This window comes from Guyparkeria halophila (genome assembly GCF_034479635.1).
In the GTDB taxonomy this organism is placed as follows: Bacteria; Pseudomonadota; Gammaproteobacteria; order Halothiobacillales; family Halothiobacillaceae; genus Guyparkeria; species Guyparkeria halophila.
Genome location: NZ_CP140153.1, coordinates 1,602,626 through 1,627,352 on the forward strand (window position 1 = coordinate 1,602,626; position 24,727 = coordinate 1,627,352).

At 66.7% G+C, this 24,727-nt stretch carries 26 protein-coding genes; 16 read left to right on the forward strand and 10 right to left on the reverse strand.

Annotation, left to right across the window (positions count from 1 at the left end):
- Positions 1-3: 3 nt before the first annotated feature.
- Positions 4-864 carry a formylglycine-generating enzyme family protein gene (locus SR882_RS07275; RefSeq protein WP_322520592.1) on the reverse strand — a complete coding sequence of 287 codons (861 nt, stop codon included), beginning with the start codon at positions 862-864 and terminating at the stop codon, positions 4-6.
- A 146-nt stretch (positions 865-1,010) separates the two neighbouring features.
- Here SR882_RS07275 and SR882_RS07280 point away from each other — a divergent pair, with 146 nt between their 5' ends.
- From SR882_RS07280 to SR882_RS07340, 13 genes are all read left to right on the forward strand, one after another.
- Positions 1,011-1,997, forward strand: a complete 987-nt coding sequence (locus tag SR882_RS07280; RefSeq protein WP_322520593.1) for a KpsF/GutQ family sugar-phosphate isomerase — start codon at positions 1,011-1,013, stop codon at positions 1,995-1,997.
- Positions 1,997-2,530 carry a KdsC family phosphatase gene (locus SR882_RS07285; protein WP_322520594.1) on the forward strand — a complete coding sequence of 178 codons (534 nt, stop codon included), beginning with the start codon at positions 1,997-1,999 and terminating at the stop codon, positions 2,528-2,530. The genes SR882_RS07280 and SR882_RS07285 overlap by 1 nt, the downstream gene beginning before the upstream one ends.
- 2 nt (positions 2,531-2,532) lie before the next feature.
- Positions 2,533-3,156 carry an LPS export ABC transporter periplasmic protein LptC gene (gene lptC, locus SR882_RS07290; protein ID WP_322520595.1) on the forward strand — a complete coding sequence of 208 codons (624 nt, stop codon included), beginning with the start codon at positions 2,533-2,535 and terminating at the stop codon, positions 3,154-3,156.
- Positions 3,157-3,220: 64 nt separating this feature from the next.
- Positions 3,221-3,787, forward strand: a complete 567-nt coding sequence (gene lptA / locus SR882_RS07295) for a lipopolysaccharide transport periplasmic protein LptA (RefSeq protein WP_322520596.1) — start codon at positions 3,221-3,223, stop codon at positions 3,785-3,787.
- Positions 3,788-3,794: 7 nt separating this feature from the next.
- Entirely contained in the window at positions 3,795-4,571 is a 777-nt protein-coding gene (lptB, locus tag SR882_RS07300) for an LPS export ABC transporter ATP-binding protein (RefSeq protein WP_322520597.1), read from the forward strand.
- Between the two features lie 224 nt (positions 4,572-4,795).
- A complete protein-coding gene (locus SR882_RS07305; RefSeq protein ID WP_322522401.1) occupies positions 4,796-6,271 on the forward strand; it encodes an RNA polymerase factor sigma-54 in 1,476 nt (491 codons plus the stop codon).
- A gap of 21 nt (positions 6,272-6,292) precedes the next feature.
- The gene (gene hpf, locus SR882_RS07310; RefSeq protein WP_125198923.1) at positions 6,293-6,586 is read left to right on the forward strand and encodes a ribosome hibernation-promoting factor, HPF/YfiA family; all 294 of its coding nucleotides are present in this window, start codon (positions 6,293-6,295) and stop codon (positions 6,584-6,586) included.
- A 179-nt stretch (positions 6,587-6,765) separates the two neighbouring features.
- Positions 6,766-7,248 carry a PTS sugar transporter subunit IIA gene (locus tag SR882_RS07315; RefSeq protein WP_322520598.1) on the forward strand — a complete coding sequence of 161 codons (483 nt, stop codon included), beginning with the start codon at positions 6,766-6,768 and terminating at the stop codon, positions 7,246-7,248.
- 74 nt (positions 7,249-7,322) lie between these two features.
- A complete protein-coding gene (locus SR882_RS07320) occupies positions 7,323-8,288 on the forward strand; it encodes an HPr(Ser) kinase/phosphatase (RefSeq protein WP_322520599.1) in 966 nt (321 codons plus the stop codon).
- Positions 8,285-9,166: an RNase adapter RapZ gene (rapZ, locus tag SR882_RS07325; RefSeq protein WP_322520600.1), complete on the forward strand. Its 882-nt coding sequence runs from the start codon at positions 8,285-8,287 to the stop codon at positions 9,164-9,166. The genes SR882_RS07320 and rapZ overlap by 4 nt, the downstream gene beginning before the upstream one ends.
- Before the next feature lie 179 nt (positions 9,167-9,345).
- The gene (locus tag SR882_RS07330) at positions 9,346-9,747 is read left to right on the forward strand and encodes a PTS sugar transporter subunit IIA (protein ID WP_322520601.1); all 402 of its coding nucleotides are present in this window, start codon (positions 9,346-9,348) and stop codon (positions 9,745-9,747) included.
- Positions 9,744-10,034, forward strand: a complete 291-nt coding sequence (locus SR882_RS07335) for an HPr family phosphocarrier protein (RefSeq protein WP_322520602.1) — start codon at positions 9,744-9,746, stop codon at positions 10,032-10,034. Before SR882_RS07330 ends, SR882_RS07335 begins: the two co-directional genes overlap by 4 nt.
- Before the next feature lie 17 nt (positions 10,035-10,051).
- Positions 10,052-10,381, forward strand: coding sequence for a hypothetical protein (locus tag SR882_RS07340; RefSeq protein ID WP_322520603.1), 330 nt, complete (start codon positions 10,052-10,054; stop codon positions 10,379-10,381).
- Between the two features lie 119 nt (positions 10,382-10,500).
- Here the strand turns inward: SR882_RS07340 and hemL are convergent, their stop codons facing one another.
- From hemL to gatC, 8 genes are all read right to left on the reverse strand, one after another.
- On the reverse strand, positions 10,501-11,790 hold the full coding sequence (gene hemL, locus SR882_RS07345) for a glutamate-1-semialdehyde 2,1-aminomutase (RefSeq protein WP_322520604.1): 1,290 nt from the start codon (positions 11,788-11,790) through the stop codon (positions 10,501-10,503).
- Positions 11,791-12,477: a thiamine phosphate synthase gene (thiE, locus tag SR882_RS07350; RefSeq protein WP_322520605.1), complete on the reverse strand. Its 687-nt coding sequence runs from the start codon at positions 12,475-12,477 to the stop codon at positions 11,791-11,793.
- Positions 12,477-13,511: a glucokinase gene (locus SR882_RS07355; RefSeq protein WP_322520606.1), complete on the reverse strand. Its 1,035-nt coding sequence runs from the start codon at positions 13,509-13,511 to the stop codon at positions 12,477-12,479. The genes thiE and SR882_RS07355 overlap by 1 nt, the downstream gene beginning before the upstream one ends.
- Entirely contained in the window at positions 13,495-16,779 is a 3,285-nt protein-coding gene (locus SR882_RS07360; protein ID WP_322520607.1) for a glycoside hydrolase family 15 protein, read from the reverse strand. Before SR882_RS07360 ends, SR882_RS07355 begins: the two co-directional genes overlap by 17 nt.
- A gap of 368 nt (positions 16,780-17,147) precedes the next feature.
- On the reverse strand, positions 17,148-18,113 hold the full coding sequence (gene hslO, locus SR882_RS07365; RefSeq protein ID WP_322520608.1) for an Hsp33 family molecular chaperone HslO: 966 nt from the start codon (positions 18,111-18,113) through the stop codon (positions 17,148-17,150).
- A gap of 39 nt (positions 18,114-18,152) precedes the next feature.
- Positions 18,153-19,622: an Asp-tRNA(Asn)/Glu-tRNA(Gln) amidotransferase subunit GatB gene (gatB, locus tag SR882_RS07370; protein ID WP_322520609.1), complete on the reverse strand. Its 1,470-nt coding sequence runs from the start codon at positions 19,620-19,622 to the stop codon at positions 18,153-18,155.
- 11 nt (positions 19,623-19,633) lie between these two features.
- Positions 19,634-21,082: an Asp-tRNA(Asn)/Glu-tRNA(Gln) amidotransferase subunit GatA gene (gatA, locus tag SR882_RS07375; protein WP_322522402.1), complete on the reverse strand. Its 1,449-nt coding sequence runs from the start codon at positions 21,080-21,082 to the stop codon at positions 19,634-19,636.
- Positions 21,083-21,198: 116 nt separating this feature from the next.
- The gene (gatC, locus tag SR882_RS07380; protein ID WP_322520610.1) at positions 21,199-21,486 is read right to left on the reverse strand and encodes an Asp-tRNA(Asn)/Glu-tRNA(Gln) amidotransferase subunit GatC; all 288 of its coding nucleotides are present in this window, start codon (positions 21,484-21,486) and stop codon (positions 21,199-21,201) included.
- 401 nt (positions 21,487-21,887) lie between these two features.
- Between gatC and SR882_RS07385 the strand changes: the two genes are divergently transcribed.
- The 3 genes from SR882_RS07385 to mreD are packed head-to-tail and all read left to right on the forward strand — an operon-like array spanning position 21,888 to position 24,353.
- Positions 21,888-22,925 (forward strand): rod shape-determining protein, encoded by a 1,038-nt coding sequence (locus tag SR882_RS07385; protein ID WP_322520611.1) that lies wholly within the window; start codon positions 21,888-21,890, stop codon positions 22,923-22,925.
- 11 nt (positions 22,926-22,936) lie between these two features.
- A complete protein-coding gene (mreC, locus tag SR882_RS07390) occupies positions 22,937-23,890 on the forward strand; it encodes a rod shape-determining protein MreC (protein WP_322520612.1) in 954 nt (317 codons plus the stop codon).
- Positions 23,880-24,353: a rod shape-determining protein MreD gene (gene mreD / locus SR882_RS07395; protein WP_322520613.1), complete on the forward strand. Its 474-nt coding sequence runs from the start codon at positions 23,880-23,882 to the stop codon at positions 24,351-24,353. The genes mreC and mreD overlap by 11 nt, the downstream gene beginning before the upstream one ends.
- 8 nt (positions 24,354-24,361) lie before the next feature.
- Here mreD and SR882_RS07400 read toward each other — a convergent pair whose 3' ends face one another.
- The gene (locus SR882_RS07400) at positions 24,362-24,724 is read right to left on the reverse strand and encodes a diacylglycerol kinase (protein ID WP_322520614.1); all 363 of its coding nucleotides are present in this window, start codon (positions 24,722-24,724) and stop codon (positions 24,362-24,364) included.
- Positions 24,725-24,727 lie beyond the last annotated feature (3 nt).

Sequence of the window (24,727 nt, forward strand, 5' to 3'; positions counted from 1 at the left end):
CGCTCAGGCCCCGATCTCGCGCACCAGGCGAAAACCGAGGTTCAGGTCGAATTCGTCCTGATGACGGCGCGCCCGCGATCCGCTTCGGCATGCCCCCGGGGGATCGAACCACGACCCACCCCGCACCGCGCGCAGATAACGGTATTTCTGGTCGATGCCTTGATAGGCGCGATCACCCGGACGCGGCCCGCCGGCATAGGCATCGCGCCAGTGGTCCTGGGTGAATTCCTGCAGGTTGCCGTGCACCTCGAACAACCCCCAGGCATTGGGCGGCAGACTGCCCACGGGCACGGGCTTGCCCACCCCGCAGAGAAACAACCCGCGGGTGCAGTGCAACCCGCCGGCGCAATTGACCTCCTGGCGGCGAATCCGGTCACCGAAGCAGAACATCGTGTCGGTGCCCGCACGGGCGGCGTACTCCCACTCGGCTTCCGTGGGGAGGCGATAGAGGTGACCGGTGATCTCGCTCAACCATCGCGCGTAGGCCTCGGCATCGCGCGCCGAGACGTTGTACATGGGGAATTCCGGGTGATTCCAGCTGTAGGGGCGTGGCCGACGGTGCCCGCTCGCCGCGAGGAAGGCGAAATACTCGCGGCGGCGGATCGCCCCACGGGTCATGGCGAAAGCGCGCTCGAAATGCACCTCGTGGCGCGGCTGCTCGACGGGCCGGGCACCATGTTCAGTGGCCCGGCTGCCCATCCAGCACCCACCCGGTGGAATCACGGCCACCTCGGGCGCCGGCTCGCCGCCGGCATCGCCGTCCCGGAAGACCACCTCCAGATGATGGCGCCGTGCCGCGTCGCGTTGTCGCTCGATCACCGCATCGGCAGGATCGACCTGAATGGCAGTAGCTCCCGGCTGCATTCGCTCACCTCCAGGACAGGAACAAGGGATCGACCGACGCCGGAACCGCAGGAATCGCCAAGGCAGCGTCTGCCACGGGCGGCCCGCGCGCGTCGGACTGATATACTCCGAAACCCGAAAATCTTAGCACGCCAACCGGACACGCCATGGAGCACAACGCCCTGCATCCCGACAACCTGCTGCGCATGGCCCGCGAGGTGGTCGACATCGAGCGCCAAGCCATCGACGCGCTGCCCGCACGCCTCGACCAGACCTTCGTGGATGCCTGCCGCCTGATGCTTGATTGTGACGGTCGCGTGATCGTCACCGGCATGGGCAAGTCCGGGCATATCGGTGGCAAGATCGCCGCCACCCTGGCAAGCACCGGCACCCCGGCCTTCTTCGTCCACCCGGGCGAGGCGAGCCACGGCGACCTGGGCATGATTACCGAGCGCGACGTGGTCATCGCCCTGTCGAACTCCGGCGAAACCGGCGAGATGCTGGCCATCCTGCCGGTGATCAAGCGCCTCGGTGTCGGCCTGATCGCCATGACCGGCCGCGCACAGTCAACGCTCGCCCTGTCGGCCGACGTGCATCTGGACGTCGGCGTCGACCGCGAGGCCTGCCCGCTCAACCTCGCGCCAACCGCCAGCACCACCGCCACGCTCGTCATGGGCGATGCCCTCGCCGTTGCCCTGCTCGACGCCCGCGGCTTTCAGCCCGAGGACTTCGCACTCTCCCACCCGGGTGGTTCGCTGGGCCGGCGCCTGCTGCTGCACGTGCGTGATGTCATGCACACCGGCGAGCAGCTGCCACGCGTGGGGCCCCGCCAGAGCGTCAAGCAGGCCCTGCTGGTGATGTCCTCGGGTGGACTCGGCATGGCGGCGATTGTCGACGAGGACGATCGCCTGCTGGGGCTATTCACCGACGGCGACCTGCGCCGCCTGCTCGATCGCAGCGATTTCGATCTCGACTGCCCGATCGAGCGCGCCATGACCCCTGACCCGCGCACCTGCCCGGCCAATGTGCTCGCCGCCGAGGCGATGGCGATGATGGAGCGTGACAAGATCAACGGGCTGTTGGTCGTCGACGAGCAACACCACCTGGTCGGCGCCCTGAACATGCACGACCTGCTGCGGGCGGGGGTCGCGTGATGGCCAACCGCGACACGACATGGATCGAACGGGCGCGACAGGTCCGGCTGCTGGTGCTCGACGTCGACGGCGTGATGACCGACGGGCGCCTGCACCTGACCGAGGATGGCGAGGAACACAAGATCTTCCACAGCCGGGACGGCCATGGCATCAAGCTGATCCAGGAGCTGGGCGTGGATGTCGCGATCATCACCGGGCGCTCATCGCCGGCGGTCAGCCGACGGGCCAAGTCACTGGGCATCCAGCATGTGGTACTCGGCGCGACCGACAAGGGCCAGGCGATCGAGGAACTGGCCCAATTGCTCGAGATCGGCCTCGACGAGATCGCCGCGATGGGGGACGACGTGCTCGACCTGCCGATGCTCAACCGCGCCGGACTATCGGCCACGGTCAGCGATGCCCCCATGGTGATCCGAAGCCGAGTCGACTGGATCAGTCCGGTCCCCGGTGGCTGCGGCGCGGTGCGGGCGTTGATCGACACGCTGATCGACGCGCGCGACCAGTGGGGTGACGTACTGGCGCGGTACCGTTAGGCATGCGCTGGCGGCTCTCGTCCCGGGCCAACCGCGGCCTGCTCGCCATCGCGGGGCTGGGCCTGCTCGGCTGGCTGACCTGGCAGAACCTTGCCGACGAACTGATCCCGCCGACGGGTACCGCCGGTGGCTATGCCCAGCGGCTCGACAACGCCACCAGCTGGCAATACGACGAGGCGGGCCAACTCGCCTATCGGCTTGACAGCTCGCAGGCCATTCAACTCGACCAGGCGGCGACCGGCGACCGCTACGAGCTCGATTCCCCGCGAGCCACCCTGCTGGATGCCGACCCAGCCGCACCGCCTTGGACTTTGCGTGCCGAACACGGCACGGTGACCGATCGAGGCGAGACGGTGGAACTGACGGGATCGGTTCACGCCCAGCGCGTACCGTACCGGGAACGCGGGCAACTGGAGCTGACCACCGAACAACTCTGGCTCTACCCGGCACAGCGCCAGGCACGCACCGAGGTTCCCGCTCGACTCAGCGAAACCGCCCCGGACGGCACGCCGCGCTGGCACAGTAACGCCGAGCGGATCGCCCTCGACTGGGGCAACGAGGTCCTGACCCAGACCGGGCAGGTCCAAGACGAAATCCAACCCGGCACGACGGGTAACACCGACTAACCCACCCGCCCCGGCACGGCAGGAATGCCGCCCGGCGCCGGCGAGAAGGCAGGAAGACCACACCATGCATATTCCGACGCGTTTCATCCGCGCAAGCCGCCCCCACGCCCCCCGACTCGCGACCCCGCTCACGATACTGGGCCTGTCACTGATGATCGGCCTCGGCGCCCAGCCCGTCCTCGCCGCCCAGGCCGACCGGGCGCAGCCGGTCAAGGTGCAGGCGGACAAGAAGGTGACCAAGTACCAGGAAGGCACCAGCGTCTACACCGGTGACGTGGTAATCGACCAGGGCAGTCTGCATGCCACCGGCAATCGCGCGACGCTCTATCTAGAAGATGGCGAGCTGATTCGGGCCGTGCTCGAGGGCCGCCCCGCCACCTTCCGCGAACGCGATGACGAAGGCAACTGGGTCGAGGGCGAAGCACGCGAGGCCGACTACCGCACCGCCGAGGGCTCGGTCGTTCTGACCGGCGAGGCGTGGCTCAAGCGCACGGGTGACGAGATTCGCTCCGATCGCATCACCTACGATCTCGGCACCGAGGTGGTCGAAGCCGGCGAGGAAGGCGGCAACGCCCGTGTCGAGATGACCCTGCAGCCGCGCAACACGAAAGACGCCAACAGTGGGGACTGAGGCAACCATGACCGAGGCGACCGCCCACTCGCGCCCTGAGGCTACCCCAAAGCGGGCTCCGGCCCTGCTCGAGGTCCACAGCCTGTCGAAGAGTTACGGCGCTCGCCCGGTGGTGCGCGATGTGTCGTTGAGCGTCGAGGCAGGCGAGATCGTGGGCCTGCTCGGTCCCAACGGGGCCGGCAAGACGACCAGCTTCTACATGATCGTCGGCCTGGTCGGCGTCGATCAGGGCGCGGTCCATCTCGATGGCCGCGACATCACGCACACGCCGATCGACCGGCGCGCCCACCTCGGGCTGGGTTACCTGCCGCAGGAACCCTCGGTATTTCGCAAGCTGACCGTGCGCGAGAACATCCTCGCCATTCTCGAGCTGCGCCGCGATCTCGACCGCGCCACCCGCCGACGCGCGCTCGACGAGCTGCTCGAAGAACTCCACATCACGCACATCGCCGACTCCAAGGGCCAATCCCTGTCCGGGGGCGAGCGTCGTCGCGTGGAGATCGCCCGGGCGCTCGCCGCCAACCCCCGCGCCATGCTGCTCGACGAACCGTTCGCCGGCATCGACCCCATCTCGGTGATCGATATCCAGCGCATCATCGAGCACCTGCGGGATCGCGGGATCGGTGTCCTGATCACCGACCACAACGTGCGCGAAACCCTCGGCGTGTGCAAACGGGCCTACATCGTCTCCGACGGCACGATCCTGGCGCACGGCACGGCCGAGCAATTGCTGGCGAACCAATCGGTGCGCGACGTCTACCTCGGCCACGATTTCACCCTGTAATCACCCCGAGACGAACCGGGACGAAGCGATTTCGTGGGCGGCACTCCGGGCGAAATCGCTGGCACAGTGCGCCTCCGATCGGCTAAACTCGATCTTATGCAAATTGCGTGCGCACACCCCTCTCATTGCCTGTTGCCGGGCTCGGCAATCCCCATGGCAGCCATTCCCCTCGCTCGCCACCAGCTCGGCGTTTTTGCAACCGCGGGAGGCCCGACATGGCCGGCATGAAGGCAGGACTCGAGCTTCGCCTGGGCCAGTCGCTGGCGATGACGCCGCAGCTGCAGCAGTCGATTCGGTTGCTGCAGCTCTCCACCCTGGAACTGAGCCTCGAGATCCAGCAGGCACTCGACAGCAACCCGCTGCTCGAGGTCGCCGAGGAGGAGCACCCGGAAGAAGACACCGCCGAGCCGGACACCGCCGAGGAGCAGGACCCTGGCGCGCAGGCGGGCGAGGAACTGCTCGAGGACCGCAAGGACAAGTCGGCGGACGACGACCTGGTCGTGGACTCATCCTGGGAGGACTACTACGAGTCAGACGGCAGCACCTCCCTGAGTGCCAACACGCCCGGCGATGACTACGACCCCTTCGCGACCCAGTCGACCGGGGAGGACAATCTGCGCGATCACCTCCTGAGCCAGATCCATCTGGCCACGCTGTCGGAGACTGATCGCCGCATCGCCACGGCACTGATCGAATCGATCGAACCGTCCGGCTATCTCGAGGAATCACTCGAGGAGCTCGTCGCCCTGCTCGATAAGGAACTGCCGGGCATCGATGTCGAGGAAGTCGAGGCCACGCTTCACTACATCCAGCGTCTCGACCCGGTAGGCGTCGGTGCCCGCTCGCTGGCCGAGTGCCTGGTCATCCAGATCGACCAGCGCCACGGCGACGACCCGGCCGCCGCCGATGCCCGCGCCGTGCTGGAGGGCGACTGGCTCGAGGCAATCGCACGACGTGAACTGCCGCAGGTCACCAAGGGCCTGGGCATCAGCCGCGAACGCCTCGAGGCGGCGCTGAGACTGATCCAGATGCTCGATCCCCGCCCGGGGCTGGCCATCGGCGACACGGCAGCCGACTACATCAAGCCGGACGTGGTCGTGACCCATCGCGAGGATGGCTGGCATGTCGACCTCAACCCGGAAATCGCGCCCCGACTGCGAGTAAACCAGACCTACGCCGGACTGATCGACCGCTCCAGCCGGGGCAAGGATGCCACCTACATCCGCAACCACCTGCAGGAGGCGCGCTGGTTCATCAAGAGCCTCAGGAGCCGCAACGAATCGCTGCTGAACGTGGCCCGCGAGATCGTGCGTCGGCAGATCGAGTTCTTCGAACAGGGCGAGATCGCCATGAAACCCCTGGTCCTGCGCGAGATCGCCGAGACACTCGAGCTGCACGAGTCCACGGTCAGCCGGGTGACCACCAACAAGTACATGCTCACCCCCCGGGGCGTGTTCGAGTTCAAGTATTTCTTCTCCAGCCACGTCGGCACCAGCGACGGCGGCGAATGCTCCGCCACGGCCATCCGGGCACGCATCAAGAAGCTGGTCGAAGAAGAAAATCCCAAGAAGCCCTTGAGCGACGCCAAGATTGCGACCATGCTTGGAGACGAGGGGATCGACGTCGCGCGACGGACGATCGCCAAATACCGCGAGGCGATGGGGATCGCCTCATCAACCGACCGCAAGCGACTGATATAACGCACTTATAAGGAGCGGCACATGCAGATAGACATCACCGGTCATCACGTCGACGTTACCGAGGCCCTCAAGGCCCACGTCCACGAGAAGTTCACTCGTCTTGAGCGTCACTTCGACAAACTGGTGGATATCCACGTCATTCTGACCGTGGAGCGCAAGGAAGCGCAGAAGGCCGAGGCCAACCTGCACGTCAGCGGTCAGGACATGCACGCCGAGGCGGTCACCGACGATATGTACGCCTCCATCGATGCCATGATCAACAAGCTCGACCGGCAGATCGTCAAGCACAAGGAAAAGCTGACCAGCCACCGCTGAGCCGCCCCCGCCGGCGTGATCGCCGGCGGATGACGAGAGAAGCGCACGAATTGCTCCCGTCACCATGTCGGAATCGGTGTTGCACAGCCGGCGCAACACGCTATGATGCGCGCCGATTCAACCATTCCCGCCCCGACCCGTGAGTGATCCTCGCGGCCAGTCGACCGACAGGGTGCTTAATGAATACTGCCGAGCTGTTTCCGATCCATCACATCCGGATCGACGAGCTGTACCAGAGCCGCAAGCGTGTCCTGGAGGTACTCTCCGGCCTGCTGGCCGACGACGAACTGGGCGGCCAGCAGGCCACCCGCATCTTCGAGGCCCTGGTTGCCCGTGAACGGCTGGGCTGCACGGCCATCGGGCATGGCATTGCCGTGCCTCACGGCCGAGTCGACGACATCCTCACCCCGCGAGGCGCGCTGATACGGCTGCGCGAAGGCGTCGACTTCGGCGCCCCCGACGGCGCCCCGGTCACGCTGGTGATCGGCTTGGTCATCCCCGAGGACTGCCCGGAGCAACACCTGGAAATCCTCGGCCGACTGGCTCGCCACCTCAATGATCCCGACGAGCGGGACACGATCATGGGGGCCCAGAGCGCCGAGCGCGTCCAGGCGCTGATGGTAGAGTGGCTCAAGGACAGCGCGGAGGCGACTGCCGGCTAGGGAAGGTCGTGCAGACCTTCCCTAAACCGGGCTTTCGCCCGACCATCGAGCCTTGATCGGCAAACGGGCAGGCCATGATCCCGAGCTTCACCTACCAACACCTTCCCTCCAATGCCGGCGACGGCGACTGGCAGCAGGCGCTTCCCGACAGCTGGGACACGCCCGTTGGCGACGACCAGCGCCTGGTCGGCCCGGCGAACCCCTGGATACCCACCCGCGTCGCGCTGATCTCCCCGGCGCTGCGCCACTACCTGCAATGCGGTGAAGAGTGCCTGCAGCGGGCCAATGGCCCCGTCGCGACGATCGCTTCACCGCGGGTGATCATTCTCAGTCGGGCACACGCCGACGTGCTCGCCGACTGGCTTGATCGGCACGCCACGGCCCCAAGCGCGTCGGCCGATATCCATATCCTGAGCAGCAGTGAGGATGACGAGACTATCGCTCGTCGGCTGCGGCGGCTGTGTGGCAACACCAACGAGGACTGGCGCCATGGCGTGTTCATGGAAGTCAGCGGGCTCGGGGTGCTGATCCGCGGCTCGGCGGGCATTGGCAAGAGCGAGGTGGCACTCGAACTCCTCAGCCGCGGGCATCGCCTGATCGCCGACGACGCGCCGTGCTTTACCGCACACGGTGAAGAGGTCACCGGCTCGTGTCCCGATCGCCTGTTCGGCCTGCTCGAAGTCCGAGGCATCGGTATCGTCGACATCCGGGAACTCTTTGGCAGCAACGCCCTCAAGACCCGCAAATATCTTCGTCTGATCGTCGACCTCTATTCCTCCGATGCCGGCCGGACGATCGGCGCCGAGGAACGGCTGTTCGGCGACCGCGGCAACGAGCGGGTCGCCGGGCAGACGATCCCCGTCTGGCGCCTGCCGGTGGCACCGGGGCGCAACCTGGCGGTCCTGTTGGAAACCATCGTCCGCCAACGCAATCTGGAACGTCAGCGGGGCGGCCAGCCGGCCAGCCCGCAAATCACGCGGCTGTTCGCCGACGGCGAGATGCCCCCACGACCCGACGAAAGCCCGGAGCCCTGGTCATGACCAGACCGTTACCGCGCTTGATACTCGTCACGGGGCAATCCGGCTCCGGCAAGTCCGTGGCCCTGGCCGCGCTGGAAGACAGCGGGTTCTACTGCATCGACAACCTGCCGCCGGACCTGCTCGACCATCTCGCCGAAAGCTACCTGGAAGGCGGCATCGTCGCCCGGGGGATCGCAATCAGCATCGATGCGCGTGCGCCCGAGCAATCGCTGGCCAACCTGCCCGACCGAATCGACCGACTCAAGGAGCGCCTGCCGCAACTGCAGATCAGCAGCCTGTTCCTGGAGGCCGACCGTCAACGCCTGATCACCCGCTTTTCCGAGACACGTCGACGCCACCCACTCTCCTACCAGATCGACAACCTGGTCGAGGCGATCGCGCGCGAGGGTCAACTGCTGATGCCCATCCGCGCCTACGCCGACCTGGTCATCGACACCAGCCTGACAACCGTCCACCAGCTCCGCGAGGACGTGCGTGCGCGCCTGATCGGTGAAAAGGAGTCCGGTCCACGCATCCTGATCCAGTCGTTCGGCTTCAAGTTCGGCATCCCGCTCGATTCCGACTTCCTGTTCGATGTGCGCTTCCTTCCCAACCCGCATTGGGCGGCAGCGCTGCGTTCGCACAGCGGTCTCGACCAACCGGTCGTGGACTACCTGGAACAGCACCCCGTGACCCACGAGACCCGCGCGCGCATCGCGGACTTTCTTGCTCACATGCTGACCGAGGCAAGCCACAGTGATCGCAGTTATCTGACCTGCTCGGTCGGCTGCACCGGCGGCAAGCACCGCTCGGTCTACATCGTCGAGCAGATCGCCTGCGATCTGCGGCCGACCTTCGCCAACCTGGTGGTGCGGCATCGTGATCTCGGCAACCACTGAACCGGCACGCCGTCCCCTGTCTCGAACCGGTTTTTCGGTATGATGCCCTTTTTGCGAAGGTCTGCACGAAGCCGATGCCACTCTGGCCTGGCGAGTCGTCCGTGCTCAAGGGGCGCAGAGCGGTATCGGATTTGTGCAGACCTTCCTTTGCCGACCGCGACCGAGGAAGCATCCCCGCAATGACCGTCGGAATCCTGCTGATCTGTCACAACGACATCGGCGGCCAGTTGATCGAGACGGCCACCGACATGCTCGAGCGTCTCCCCACCCGGCTCGACCACCTCGACGTCCGTCAGGACGACGATCCGATCGATCTGCTCAACGCCGCCCGGCGACGGGTCGCGGACCTCGACAGTGGCGAGGGGGTACTGGTGATGACCGACATGTACGGCTCGACCCCGTCGAACATCGCCCATCGCTTGCGCGACCAGCACGACGTGCAGGTGCTGTCCGGCGTGAATCTCCCCATGTTGGTCCGCGCCCTGAACTATCCGCGTCTGCCGCTCGAGCAGATGACGGCGAAGGCCTGCAGCGGGGGACGCGAGGGCATCATCCAGGAAGGAGCGACCGACCGGTCATGAACGACAGCGCCCCATCAGTCGCCCAGCGGCAATTGACCCTGCGCAATCGTCGCGGCCTGCACGCCCGAGCGGCCGCGCGTTTTGCCGCGAAGGCCGAACAATTCGAAAGCGAAGTCGAGGTCGAATTCAACGACCGCCGGGTCAATGGCAAGTCGATCATGGGCCTGATGATGCTGGCCGCCGCCTGTGGCAAGACGATCAGCGTCACCGCCACCGGCGACGATGCTGCCCAGGCCATCGAGGGGATCGCCGACCTGGTCGATGCCCGTTTTCACGAATCCGAATAAGAGAAACGGAGTACAGCATGCAGCGTAGAGGCAACTCAGCGAAAGACGGTTACGTCGGGATCGACAACGACCGAGATGGTGGCATGACCTTCCACGGCCGCCTGGTGCTCGACGCCCGCGTGTTCGGACTGATCCCGGAAGACGAGACCTGCGAAGGCTGGGAACTGGGCCGCCTGCAGGGACTGGCCGACCGGGTCAACGCCGAGTGGGACAAGCATGGCGGTGGCATTCCGAGCCTGCTGCCCGACGATCTGCGCCGTCGCCACGCGGAGATCTACGAGAAGCAGATGGAGAAGGCGCGCGATGCCGGCTGGAACCCGGACGCGAATCTCGAGGACGAACAATAAGGCGATCGGGCACGAAGCATCCCTTCGCCCCGCCCTAGACGTCAAAAGGCCGCCGGACCCCCTTCCGGCGGCCTTTTTTACTGCCCGGAGACCCGCTAATCGCAGGCCCCGCCGGGTATTCAACCTGCCATGCGGGCCAGCACGCGCTCGGCGGCGCTGATCGTCGCATCGATCTCCGCCTCGCCGTGGGCCATCGAGACGAATCCCGCCTCGAACGACGACGGCGCAAAGTACACGCCCTCGTCGAGCATGCCGTGGAAGAAGGCCTTGAAGGCCTCCTTGTCGCAGGCAGTCGCGTCGTTGAAGTTGGCGACGCGGTCCTTGTCGGTGAAGAACAGCCCGAACATGCCACCCACGTTCTGGGTGATCATCGGGATGCCGTGCGCCTTCGCGGCGGCCGACAGACCATCGCAGAGTGCCTGGGTGCGACGGGTCAGCACGTCGAAGAAACCCGGCACGCTGATCAGCTCGAGCGTCTTTACGCCGGCCGCCATGGCCATCGGGTTACCCGACAGCGTGCCGGCGTGGTAGACCGGCCCCATCGGCGAGATCATCTCCATGATCTCGCGCCGGCCGCCGAAGGCACCCACCGGCATGCCGCCGCCGATCACCTTGCCCATGGTGGTCAGGTCCGGCTTGATGCCGTAATGCTCCTGCGCCCCGCCCAGCGACACGCGAAAACCGGTCATCACCTCGTCGAAGATCAACACCGCGCCGTACTCGTCGCAGACGTGGCGCAGCCCCTCGAGGAAACCCGGCTCCGGCGGGATGCAGTTCATGTTGCCCACCACCGGCTCGACGATGATCGCGGCGACCTCGTCACCCACCTCGGCAAACACCTCGCGCACCTGCTCGAGGTTGTTGTACTCGACCGTGGTGGTCAGATCGGCGAACGCCTTGGGTACGCCCGGGGAGCTCGGCACGCCGTGCGTGAGCGCCCCCGAGCCGGCCTCGACCAGCAAGGAGTCGGAGTGACCGTGGTAGTTGCCCTGGAACTTGACGATCCGGTCCCGGCCGGTAAAGCCGCGAGCCAAACGGATCGCGCTCATGGTGGCCTCGGTGCCCGAGGAGGTAAGCCGCACCATGTCCATCGACGGCACCAGCTCGCAGAGCAGATCGGCCATGCGGGTTTCGCTGACCGTGGGGGCACCGAAGGACAGGCCGCTCTTGGCGGCGTCGCGGACCGCCTCGATCACGTCGGGGTGCGCATGCCCCAGGATCATGGGCCCCCAGGAGCCGACGTAATCGATATAGGACTGGTCGTTCTCGTCGAAAAAGCGGGCGCCCTCGGCGCGCTTGACGAAGACGGGATCGCCGCCGACCGAGCCAAAGGCACGCACCGGCGAATTCACCCCGCCGGGGATGTGGGTCTGCGCGCGTTCGAACAGCTCGTGGTTGGATGCGGTCATCTAGGGATTCTCCGGATCGTGGTTTGTGCTTGAAAGGGATTCGATCGGGCCGGCGGCCATGGCTTGCGCCATGGTCTCGGCGGCGGCCCGGATGTCGGGGGCGGCGAACACCTCGCTGATCACCGCGATCATGTCGGGCCGATGCGGCATCAGGTCGCCCACGTTGGTCGCCGTAATACCGCCGATGCCGCAAACCGGACGACCGAGCCGCTCCCGGGCCCAGCCGAGCACCTCCGCGGGGGCGCCGGGCGCATGCGGCTTGGTTGGCGACGGGAACATCGCGCCGAAGGCCAGGTAATCGGCACCTTCGGCCGCGGCGCGTTCGGCCCGAAGCCGGTCAGCATAGCAAGACACACCGATGATCGCATCGAGCCCCGCGGCCTGAAAGCGGGCCCGCGTGTCGGTCAACGGGGCATCCTCGCGGCCCAGATGCACCCCGTCGGCGCCGACCTCGGTCGCCAGTGCCACGTCGTCGTTGACGATGAAGACGCGACCATGATGCCGGCACAGCTCGCCGAGGGCCGCGGCCTCGTCACGGCGCCGCTCGGCATCGCCGCTCTTGTCCCGATACTGGACGATCCGTGCCCCACCCTGAATGGCCTCGCTGACCGCCTCGACCAGCGCCTCGCGCTGAAATCGGGTGGTATCGGTGATCACGTAAAGTCCGTTCAGCTCGCCCCGCCTCATCACGCTCCCCTGCTCGAGTCCATTGCCTGCTCGGCACGGTCCCGCGCAGCCAGTTCGCGCGCGCCGGCCAGGCCGAGTCCGCCATCGGCAATCACCCACAACGGCAGACGACCGAGCATGGTCGCAAACCGCCCCTTGTCGAGAAAGCCCTCGAGCGTCTGCTCGCGCAGGAACGGCAGGATGTGCCCGACAATGGCGCCGGCGAGGAACACCCCGCCGGTGGGCAGTGCCTTGAGCGCCAGGTTGCCGGCCTCCGCGCCAAGAATCCGCGCGAACAGCCGACAGGCGATCACCGCGCACTCGTCCTCGCCGCGATTCGCCCATTGCGTGATCAGGGCATTGGGGTCGGAAGCCGCTGACAGCTGTCCATCGGCGCCCGGGGCCGGTCGCCCAAGTTCCGCGTGACGCGCAAAGGCATAGAGCGAGGAAAAGCCGTCACCACTGAGAATGCGCTCGTAGCTGACATGCCCACCGAACCGCCCACGCAGGTAGCGCAGCAACGCCATCTCGCGCTCGTCGTTGGGGCCGAAGTCGCAATGTCCGCCCTCGCTCGGCATCGGGTTGTGGTCATGACCGTCATGGAAGAACAGGGCCTCGCCCAGCCCGGTACCCGGCGCGATCACCGCCGCGTGCCCCTTGCCCGACGCGGCCTCGGGATTGAGGTTCACCCGCCGGTCGATCGGGCTTGCCAGCGCGCCCAGGCCCACGGCGATCAGGTCATTGACCAACCGCACCGGCGCGCCGCCGAGCGCCTTGCCAATCATCGCCGCCGACAAGGTCCAGGGCAGGTTGGTCGCCTGTACCCGGGCATCCGCGCCCTCACCCTGCACCGGGCCGGCGATACCGAACGCCGTCGCCTCGATCGGCTCGCGGTCATGATGTCGCCCGGCAAGGTCGAGAAAGGTCGACAGCATGGCGGAAAAATCCGCGTATTCCCGACTGGACAAGGTCTGTTCGAATCGCGCCACCGGCTCGTCGTCGGCGAACAGCGCCAGGCGTGAGCGTGTTCCACCGATGTCACCCGCGAGAATCATCGCCGACCTCCTCCGTCACACCCGCCGAATCGGCATCGGCCATGAGCAAGTAATCAAGCGCCGCGCCCACCCAGTAGGCAACGGCCTGAGGGGGCCGATGGTAGAAGGCCTGCCAGGCATCTGCCCGCGACTCGTCGTAAAGCCCCTCTTGTTCGGGATGATCCTGGAGCCAGGCCAGACGCACGGCGTGCCCGATTACCACGTCGAGTACCAGCGGTTCCTCGATCGACAGTCCCGGCGCCTGCGCCACGATCTCGATCAGCGCAGCGATCGCCTCGACGTTCAACTCCCGGTATTCAGGCGCCTCGATTCGATTGAGCCGATGTTCGACGGCCAGGGCGAAGTTGTGCTCGCGGGCCGTGGACTGGCCACGATAAAGCGCGCTGTCGAGCACATTGCGCGGATCGAACCGGTTGCCGATCACCAATGTCGGGACATGGCCGAGCAAACCCCAGACCCCCTCGTAAAAGCGTTCGGGCAACCGACTCATGGCCCCGCCGATCTCGCGATGGTGGTACCAGTCGACCGAGCGACCCGCCTCATGGGGCGACTCCGGGTGACTCGACCCATATCGAGCCAGCACCGAGGCCACCGCCGATTGGGTCATTTCGTCCCCGACAGACACGGGGGGAAGGCTGGCGCTGTCGCGTCGATGCAGCGCCTCGAGCCGCTCGGGTTGATCGCGCCAGTCGATCGCCTCGCGCAATCGATCGCGCAGGGCGTGCGGCGTCATGTCGACGAGATCATCCAGCGCCTGCGACGGCGGGATCGCTGCCTCCCGGGCGCGCAGGGCCACCAGGATCTGCAGCAGCGGGCCGGTACGCAGGGTGATCACGTTGCAGAACAGCTCCGGCTCGGCGCGCAGCCAGGCACCGAGGTGAATCACGAGTTCCTGGGTCAGGCAACGCTCGCGCGGATCGTCCCCGCAATAGGCGTGGATCCGCCGCAGGATCTCGCGGTTCGAAATCGGTGCGTCGATCACGGCCGAACGGCTGTAGGAACGGCCCACGGCCAACCGCTTCTGGCGCACGACCAGGTCCATCAAGGCGACCTCGAGGAACCCGTCGACCACCCCGGCCAGATCAGCAACCAGGCGCATCACCCGCCAGGCACCCACTCGCTGGGCCAGATGCAACAGGGCGAAACAGTGACCTTTCCAGTCGCGCCATTCACCGTTGACATCGGCGAACGTCCGCTCAGGGGGCAGCGCGCTCCGCGCCAGCCAATCGAGCAACGCCAGCCGTTCATCCAGCGCGGTGACGCGCCCGAAGGCCGCGATCCGCTCGTCGACCGAAGGCGCCTCGCCCAGCTCGGCGGCAATGGCATCGACGTCACCACCCCACTCCCATGGTCCGTCGGTGACGGGCGGTTCGGCGGGCGCCTCGGGGAGCTCGCCGGGCAATCGCCACCGGGATGCCGATTCCGCCAACGCGTCCAGGGCCTCGACCCGAATCCCGTCAACCCGGCCGCTCGCCAGCTTGTCGAGGAATGCCAACAGCGCCTTGCCACCCGGCCCGTCGAGCATCCAGTCGAAAACCGGAATGGCCCACAGCGGCTGACCCGGGCCACGGGCATACCGGGCCAGGTAGGCAAGGCTGGTACGAATCTCGTGGACCAGCAATTCGGTATCCCGGCCAAGGAGGAAGATGTTCGTGTCGAACAGGGCCGGGGCCACCGCACAGTCGCCCTTGTCGGTGGCGATCAGACGGCCCGCCGAGAGACCCAGCAGGCGGCGCTTGGGACGCCCGCTCAACGCGAGGCGCGCATTGGTACCGACCGAGGCCAGTCGCTCGACCAGGACGTCGGCCGGAATCACGGCCGTGCGGGTCCGATCCGGCCACGAGACCGGTGCAATGCCCGCCGCCTCGAGCCGCTCGCCCACGGAGGGCGTCTGGGCCAGCAGGGTCACGCCGATCGCGGGATTAGCGGTATCCCGCCGGGAGCCATGACGGCCGATCGGGTCCACATCATCCGGTTCAATACGTCCCGCCAACAACAGCCGGCCGACCACCCAAAGGCTCTGCGCCCAGACCAGCGGTCGGTTTTCATTCGCCAGCCGATCGGCGGAGCCGGGGGCGTGACGCTCGGTCGCGAGCGACTCGATCGGCACGTAATAGAGTTCGGGCAACACCGGGGCGCCACATTCGCAGACCGCGACCCACTGGATCTGCCGTTGAATCGACACGGCGGTGGCGCGATCCCCGGAAAAACAGGCGTTGATCAGCCGATAGGTGAAAAACAACGGCCACTCGCACTCGATGCGGGCAAAGGCCTCGAGCTCTTCGGGCTCGTAGTGGAGCTTGGTGTCATCCTCGATCGCCGTCTGGTGTCCGTCGCGCAGAAAGCGCTTGTAACCGTAACGCCCGGCCAGCCGGGTCTCGATGCGTTCACCCACCTCCTCGGCCTTGTTGCCGGCGGCAAAGGCCGGAAAACCGATCACGGCGAGCAGGGCCGAATCGATCTCCTTGGAGGCCGATTCCCGCGGGAGGATGGAGTCCAGGCACTGCTGTACCCGGGCGATATCGTCGGGCACCACCTGCAATCGACTGCTGTCGTCGCCCTGCTTGCCGAACAGATCGAATTCGTCGGCGGCCTCCAGCGCGGCGAGTACCAGGCCAAGCGAACTGGCATTGAGCTCGCGCACGCCGTGGTTGATCTTGTTGCCACGCTCCCAGATGCCGTAGTCGGGGATCACGTAGGCCCGGGACAGGTACCAGACCAGGTTCTGGACGAAATCCACCTCGTCACGCCCCTGCACGATCGTCAGTCCGCCTGCGGTCATCTGCACCAGCATCAGCACGAACAGCGAGGTGGCATCCAGTTGCAGGTGCCCCCACTCCTCGTCGCCCACCACCGCCTCGCCGCTGGCGGTGTCGTACTTGGCATGCAGGGCGTCGATCGGGTCGAGGCTGTGCTTGAAGCGCTCGACCCGGTCGGCCTGGCGCATCATGGCGAGCAGCAGCCCGCGCATGTTGCGAACGACCGCCTGTTCGAGCTCGAAGGCACGGGTCGAGTGCCCGGCGCGGCGGCAGGCGATACCCAGCGCCCAGGGGCCGAGGATGCTGTAGACGTTGTCGCGCACCCAGGCGTCCGTGTAATCGCCGTGGGCGGTCACGGCGGTGCTGGCCGGCAGGAGCCCGGAGACAGGGTGCTGCCGATCAAGGATGTGCCGGCGCACCTCGCCGAACAGCGCATCAAGCGACACCGCGTCGATCGAAGGATCGACGGCGGCGTCGGATGAAGGGGAAAGGACGTGACCGGACGTCATGCGATATACCGGGTGGTCGTTACGGGCAGGCCGGGGACAGCGTCTAGGGAAACTCTGCACGATTCGAGGGCGCCTCTGCGAGACCGCCAAGGGGGTCAGTTGCAAGGCGCAGTCCGCCGTGACTGCGGCGCCCCTTCACACGGGCTGCAACGTCGACAAATACCCCCTTGGCGACCCGCCCGGCCGGGCGGGGCTTGCGGGTCTGTCCGCACTCGGCGTTCCCGCCCCTCGCCGGGCAATGAGCCCGCCTTCGGCTCGGCGCCTTGATTGCGAACAGACCCGCGAGCCAGAGGCACCATCGAATCGTGCAGCGCTTCCCTAGTATGGGGGCGATGGCGATTTCCGACCAGAGGTCGGCGGCATCGAATTCAGTGGCGGGTAGACTCGGGCGGCTCGACACTGTCGCTGGTGAGCAATTGCTCGACGTCGACCCGATCGAAGCGGTACAGGCTGCCGCAGAAGTCACAGCGAATCTCGACCAGTCCCGGCGTCTCGTCACTGTCGATCGTCGCCTCGAGTTCCTCTCGTCCCAGGCTGGCGAGCATCTGGCCGACACCCTCACGGGTGCAGCCACAATTGAACGAGACCCGCGCCACGTCATGGATGCGCAACGCCTCCTGGTGGAACAGGCGGTGCAGGAGCTCCGGGGCAGAGATGGCAAGCATCTCGGACCGGCCCTTGTCGCCCACGAGGGTATCGACCAGCTTACCGACGTGCTCGAACCCGCGGGCCGCCACCCCGGAAGCCGGCGCAATCCCACCGGTCTCGGGCATCTGCTGGACCAGCATGCCCGCGGTCACCTCGCCGTCGGCCGCCAGGACCAGACGGGTCGGCAACTGCTCTGATTGCTGGAAATACCCCTCGATGGCGTTTTCCAGGCCGGCACCGGCGATCGGCACCAGTGACTGGTAGCGCGCGCCCTCGTCGGGCTCGATCGTCAAGACCAACTGCCCGCGCCCGAGCTGATCCTCGAGATGGGCGCTCGTGCCCTCAAGACGCTCGTCCTCCCACTTGGCCATGCAGCGAAAGCGACGATCGGAGGTGACCTGCACCACCAGCAGGCTGATCGGACCGCGACCGGCGAACTGCAGCACCAGGCGCCCTTCGAACTTGAGACTCGCGACCATCAACACGGCCCCGGCAACGGCCTGCCCCAGCAGACTCGCCACCGCCGGCGGGTAGTCATGGTTCTCGATCGCCGCCTGCCAGGTGGGCTCCAGGCGCAGGGACACCCCGCGCACCCGCCCATCCTCGAAGGAAAAGCGGAACAGTTCGTCGCCCTGCGGCAGGTTTTGCCAGTCGATCGATTCCGACTTGCCGGTCATCTCGCTCATGGGATTCCCCCGGGTTGCTGCACGACGGTTCAGTCGCTCTCAGTTGCCATCGAGGCGGCGCTTGAGCACCTCGTTGACCGCCTGCGGATTGGCCTTGCCCTTGGCCGCCTTCATCACCTGGCCGACAAAGAAGCCGAACAGCTTGTCCTTGCCGCCCCGGTAGGCCTCGACCTGCCCCGGGTTGGCGGCGATCACCTCGTCGACCATCGCCTCGATCGCGCCGGTGTCCGAGATCTGCTTGAGACCACGTGCCTCGATGATCTCGTCGACCGATCCGCCCTGCTCGGCCAGCGCCTCGAACACCTCGCGGCCGAGCTTGTTCGACAGCGTGCCGTCGGCAATCCGCTCGAGCAGGTCGGCCAGCTTGTCGGCCGGCACCGGGCATTCGCCAATCTCGCACTCGAGCCGGTTCAAGAGCGCGGCGACCTCGCCCATCACCCAGTTGGCGGCCAGCTTGGCGTCGCTCCCCTCGCGGGCGATCACCGCCTCGAAGTACTCGGCGGTCGCGCGGCTGGCGGTGAGCACGCCGGCATCGTAGGCGCTCAGGCCGTACTCGGACTGGTAGCGTTCGGCCTTGGCATCGGGAAGTTCGGGCAACTCGGCGCGCCAGGACTCGATCGTCTCGTCGTCGATGACCACCGGCAGCAGGTCCGGGCACGGGAAGTAGCGGTAATCGTCCGCCTCTTCCTTGGTGCGCATCAGGCGGGTCTCGTCGCGGTCCGGGTCGTACAGGCGGGTGGCCTGCACCACCTCGCCGCCGGTCTCGAGCAGGTCGACCTGGCGCTCGATCTCGAACTCGATCGCCCGCTGCAGAAAGCGGAACGAGTTGACGTTCTTGACCTCGGTGCGGGTACCGAAGGCCTCGTCACCCTCGGGACGCACGGAGACGTTGGCATCCACCCGGAACGAGCCTTCCTGCATGTTGCCGTCACAAATGCCCAGATACTGGACGATTGCGTGCACCTTGCGGGCGTAGGCGACCGCCTGCTCGGGACTGCGCATGTCCGGCTCGGAGACGATCTCGATCAGCGGCGTGCCCGCCCGGTTGAGATCGATGCCCGACATGCCGTGGAAGTCCTCGTGCAGCGACTTGCCGGCATCCTCCTCCAGGTGGGCACGCGTCACATGGATGGTGTGCTCTTTGGCCTGCTTGCCCTCGCCGGTGGTCACGGTCACCGAGCCACCCACCACGATCGGGCGAGCGAGCTGCGTGGTCTGATAGCCCTTGGGCAAATCCGGGTAGAAGTAGTTCTTGCGGTCGAAGCTCGAGACCCGCGAGATGTCGGCGTCGATGGCCAGGCCGAAGAGCGAGGCCATGCGCACCGCGCCCTCGTTGAGCACGGGCAGCACGCCCGGCAGGCCGAGATCGACGGCACAGGCCTGCGCGTTGGGCTCGGCACCGAAGGCGGTCGATGCCCCGGAAAAGATCTTGGAACGGGTGGCCAGCTGGGCGTGGATCTCCAGACCGATGACCGCTTCCCAGCCCGAAGGGATTGCGAATTGACTCATGAGTGCTGTCCTTACCCTTCGCGGTTGTCGTTGGCGGAATCGGCAGCCATGGACGGCATCCGCTCGTGCCAGTCCACGCGCTGCTGATACTGGTGCGCGACGTTGAGCAGGCGCGCCTCGTCGAAGTGGCGGCCGATCAACTGCAGGCCGACCGGGCGCCCCTCGACGAAACCGGCCGGCACCGACATGCCCGGCAGGCCGGCGAGGTTGACCGGGATGGTGAAGATGTCCTCGAGGTACATCTTGGCCGGATCGGCGCTGTGCGCACCGCGATCGAACGCCGGGGTGGGCGTCACCGGCCCGGCGATCACGTCGCACTGCTCGAAGGCGCGCTGGAAGTGTTCGGTCACCAGCCGGCGCGCTTTCTGTGCACGACGGTAGAAGGCGTCGTAGTAGCCCGCCGAGAGCGCGTAGGTACCCACCAGGATGCGGCGCTTGACCTCCGAGCCGAAGCCCTCCGAGCGGGTGCGCTCGTAGAGGTCCTGCAGATCCTTGGGATCCTCGCAGCGGTAGCCGAAGCGCACGCCATCGAACCGCGACAGGTTCGAGGAGGCCTCGGCCGGCGCGAGCAGGTAGTAGGCCGCCAGGGCAATATCCGCGTCCGGCAGGTCGATCTCGACCGTTTCGGCGCCGGCGGCGCGCAACTCGTCGATCGCCGCCGAGACGGCATCACCCACCGCCGGCTCGAGCGCATCGGAAAACCATTGCTTGGGAATGCCGACCCGCAGACCGCTGATCGACTCGTCCAGCCCGGCGACGTAATCCGGCACGGGGTGGTCGGCCGAGGTGGAATCGCGCTCATCGAACCCGGCCATCTCGCCGAGGACCAGCGCGCAGTCGGCGGCGGATTTCGCGATCACCCCACCCTGATCGAAGCTCGAGGCGTAGGCGATCATGCCGTAACGCGATACCCGCCCGTAAGTCGGCTTGATGCCGGTCACGCCACAGAAGGCGGCCGGCTGGCGAATCGAACCACCCGTGTCGGTCCCGGTGGCAAACGGCACGAGCCGCGCGGCAACCGCCGCGGCCGAACCGCCCGACGACCCGCCCGGCACCGCGTTCGCATCCCAGGGGTTGGCAACCGCGCCGAAGTGGCTGTTCTCGTTGGACGAGCCCATGGCGAACTCGTCCATGTTGGCCTTGCCCAGCAACACCGCCCCACTCTGGGTCAGGCGCTCGTGGACGGTCGAGTCGTAGGGCGCGACCCAATCGGCCAGCATGCGCGAGCCGCAGGTGGTGCGCGTGCCCTTGGCGCAGAAGATGTCCTTGTGGACATAGGGAATGCCGGCAAGCCGGCCGTTGGCCGATGCCGGCTCGATCGCCGCGACCCGACTGACCAGGCTGTTGAGGGACGGATCGATCGTCTCGATGCGCTCGGCAAAGGCAGAGGCCAGGTCGGCGGCGGTGTACTCGCCGGCCGTCAGCGCGTCGCGCAACTGGGCAATCGAGGCATTGATCAGGGCGGCATCCCCGCCGCGGTGCGGTGTATCACTCGTGGACACGAAAGGTGTTCCCCTTTGCAGGCAATGTGGGCGTCGATCGGGACAGCGCCGGGCGGATGCCGGCGAGATACGACTTACTCGATGACTTTCGGCACCAGGAAGAGACCCTGCTCCTGCGCCGGCGCACCATCCATCAGGGTCTCGCGCTGATCGCTCTCGGTCACCGCATCGGGGCGCAGCCGCTGAACCTGGTCAAGCGGGTGGGCCATCGGCTCGAGGTCGTTGAGCCTCGGGTCGTCCAGCCGACTGGCCTGGTCGAGAATGCCGTTGATATCCGAGCGCAGCGCCTCGGTCCATTCCGGCTCGACGGCAATCCGGGCGAGATGGGCCACGGTTTGCAACTGCTCATTGGTCAACGACATCGTCGTCACCCCTCATGGAACGTGGTTGGCAAATCAGGTTTTGCTGGGCGGGTCTCGCCCACCCGCCGTGATCCGACGGGAACCCAGCGACCAATGCCCTGTCGAAGGGCGCCTGCCGGTGGGCGGAAATTCGGCGGAAAGCCTATCACAGCCGCGCCTGCCTGCCGAGTCCGGCACTTGCCTGAACGCGCGCATGTTGCTACCTTAACCGCTTATTTTTACGCGGCACCACGGCAGCGGTTACGGACCCGCTTGCCGTGGGGACGAGCCCGGCAAGGGCAGGCGACTCGGGCCGCGCGAACGGGAAAGGACTCAGGCGCCGCCGCCCGCCGCGGCAGCGCGACAACGGACCGCCCACCGGTCCGACCACATACAGCAGACATTATTCGGTTATAACCCCCATGTTCAAAGGCTTCCGCGGCATCTTCTCCACAGACCTCTCCATCGATCTGGGGACGGCCAACACGCTGATCTACGTTTCGGGACGCGGCATCGTGCTCGACGAACCGTCGGTGGTGGCCCTGCGGAACGACGGTGGCCAGACGGTCATCCAGGCCTACGGCAATGAGGCCAAGCAGATGGTCGGGCGCACGCCGAAGTCGATCCACGCCGTCCGCCCGCTGCGTGATGGCGTGATCGCCGACTTCCACGTCACCGAGAAGATGCTGCAGCACTTCATCAAGAAGGTGCATTCCTCGCACTGGTTCCGCCCCAGCCCGCGCGTGCTGGTGTGCGTGCCGGTGGGAGCGACCCAGGTCGAGCGCCGCGCGATCCGTGAATCGGTGCTATCCGCGGGCGCCCGTCGCGCGTTCATCATCGAAGAGCCGATGGCCGCCGCGATCGGCGCCGGTGTCGACGTCGACGAGCCGCGTGGCTCGATGGTGGTCGACATCGGCGGCGGCACCTCCGAGGTGGGCGTCATCTCGCTCGACGGCATCGTCTACTCCTCGTCGGTGCGCATCGGCGGCGACAAGTTCGACGAGGCGATCATCGCTTTCGTCCGTCGCCACTACGGCATCCTGATCGGCGAGGCCACCGCCGAGCGCATCAAGAAGGAGATCGGCTCGGCCTACCCGGGCAAGGAACTGCGCGAGATCGACGTCAAGGGCCGCAACCTGGCCGAAGGCGTGCCGCGCAGCTTCACGCTCAACTCCAACGAGATCCTCGAGGCACTGCAGGAGCCGCTGTTCGGCATCGTACAGGCGGTGCGCGCCGCCCTCGAGCAGACGCCGCCGGAACTCGGTGCCGACATCGCCGATCGCGGCATTGTCCTGACCGGCGGTGGCGCGCTGCTGCGCGACCTGGACAAACTGATCATGGAAGAGACCGGCCTGCCGGTCGTGGTGGCCGAAAACCCGCTCACCTGCGTGGCACGTGGCGGCGGCAAGGTCCTTGAGCTGATCGACCAGCGCAATAACACCCTCTTCGCTGACGAGTAACGGCGCCGGTCATGGCGCTTTTCGATTCCCACCGTCCCGGACTCAACCTGCTCCTGGTCCTGGCGGTGGTCTCGATCGTCCTGATGAGCCTCGACCGAATCGGCACCCGCTGGGTCAGTCAGCTCGATCAGGGACTCGGCGGCGCCACCGACGGCATCGTCAAGGCCATCCACCAACCGGTGGTCATGGCCCGCGGGATCGGCCAGTGGTTTGTCGAGCGTCGCGAGCTCCATGCGGAGGTCGACCGCCTGCGTGAGGAGAACACGCTGCTCCGGGGCCAGATGCAGCAGTTTGTCGCCTTGCAGCGCGAGGTCGACGAATTGCGCGACATGCTCGACGGCGAGGCCAGCACCATCCCGGGCGTGCTGCTTGCCCGTCGCGTCGGCCATCCCCCCAGCCAGCAGGGCAACCTCTTCACCATCGGCCGCGGACACGGTGACGACGTGCGTCCCGGCGACCCGGTCATCGATGCCCACGGGGTGGTCGGTCAGATCCTGCGCAGCACGCGCAACGGCGCTACCGTCATTCAGCTGACCTCGCGCGACCACATCCTTTCGGTCGTCCTCGGCGATACCGGCCGCACCGCCCTGCTCCGCGGCACCGGCAACCGGCAGCTGATTGCCGAGCGCGTCCCCGAACGCACCGCCGTCAAACCGGGCGATCTGCTGACCACCTCCGGCATCGACACCGCCTTCCCGCGTGGCTACCCGGTCGCGCGTGTCACCGCCATCGAGATGGACGAGGCCCAGGGCTTTATCCGGCTGATCGCCGAACCGGTCGCCGATCTCGAGCGTCTCGATCACGTCCTGGTGATCACCGAGGCACCGGACGCAGCGGCCGGCGCGGAATCGGGGACGGAGACCACCCTGGAGCGTCCAGCGATCGTGCCCGCCGCCGATGGCGCCGCCGACGGGACCACGCCATCCGATGCCACGACGGGCACGGGAGCGACCGATGACGACTAGCTGGTTCGCCATCATCCTGACGAGCATCGCGGCACTGGCACTGACCCTGCTGCCCCTGCCCGCGAGCATGCAGGTGCACAACCCGCAGTGGCTGCTCCTCACGGTAATCTTCTGGTCACTCTACCGCCCGGCGCAGGCGGGGCTGATCTATGCCTGGATCGCCGGGCTGATGCTCGACGTGGCCACCAATGGGCTGCTGGGCCTCAATGCCCTGCTGTTCACGATGACGGCCTTCCTCGTCCTGTCGTTGCGACAGCGGCTCGGGGTGGCCCCCCTGCTCTCTCAGGCCCTGCTGATCGCAGGCTTCACCCTGGTGTACCTGATCGTGGCGCTGTGGGTGGAAGGCGTGGCCACCGACCTGGTGTCCATGGCCACCTACCTGTCTCGGGCGCTGAGCAACCTGGCCGCCTGGCCCGTGGTGTTCTTCCTGCTCAGCCGGTTGGCGCGCATCTCGGAGCGTTGAGAGCGGCCTCAGTCGAACAGCAGCAACCCCCAGACCACCGCAGCGATCACGATCGCCATCAGGACCGCCGCCGATCCGACATCCTTGGCGCGCCCCGAGAGCTTGTGTGGATCGTGGCCGATGCGATCGACCACCGCCTCGATCCCGGTGTTGATCAATTCCACCATCAGCACCTGGAGCACCACCGCGATCAACACGGCTCGCTCCAGGGCGCTCTCGCCGACGAACCACGCCACCGGCACGGCCACCATGGCGACCACGACCTCCTGCCGGAACGCCTCTTCCTTTCGCCAGGCCGCGTGCACCCCCTGCAGGGAATAACGCAGCGCGTACCAGACGCGCCTCAGGCCGTAGTTGTGTTCGGATGCCATGGG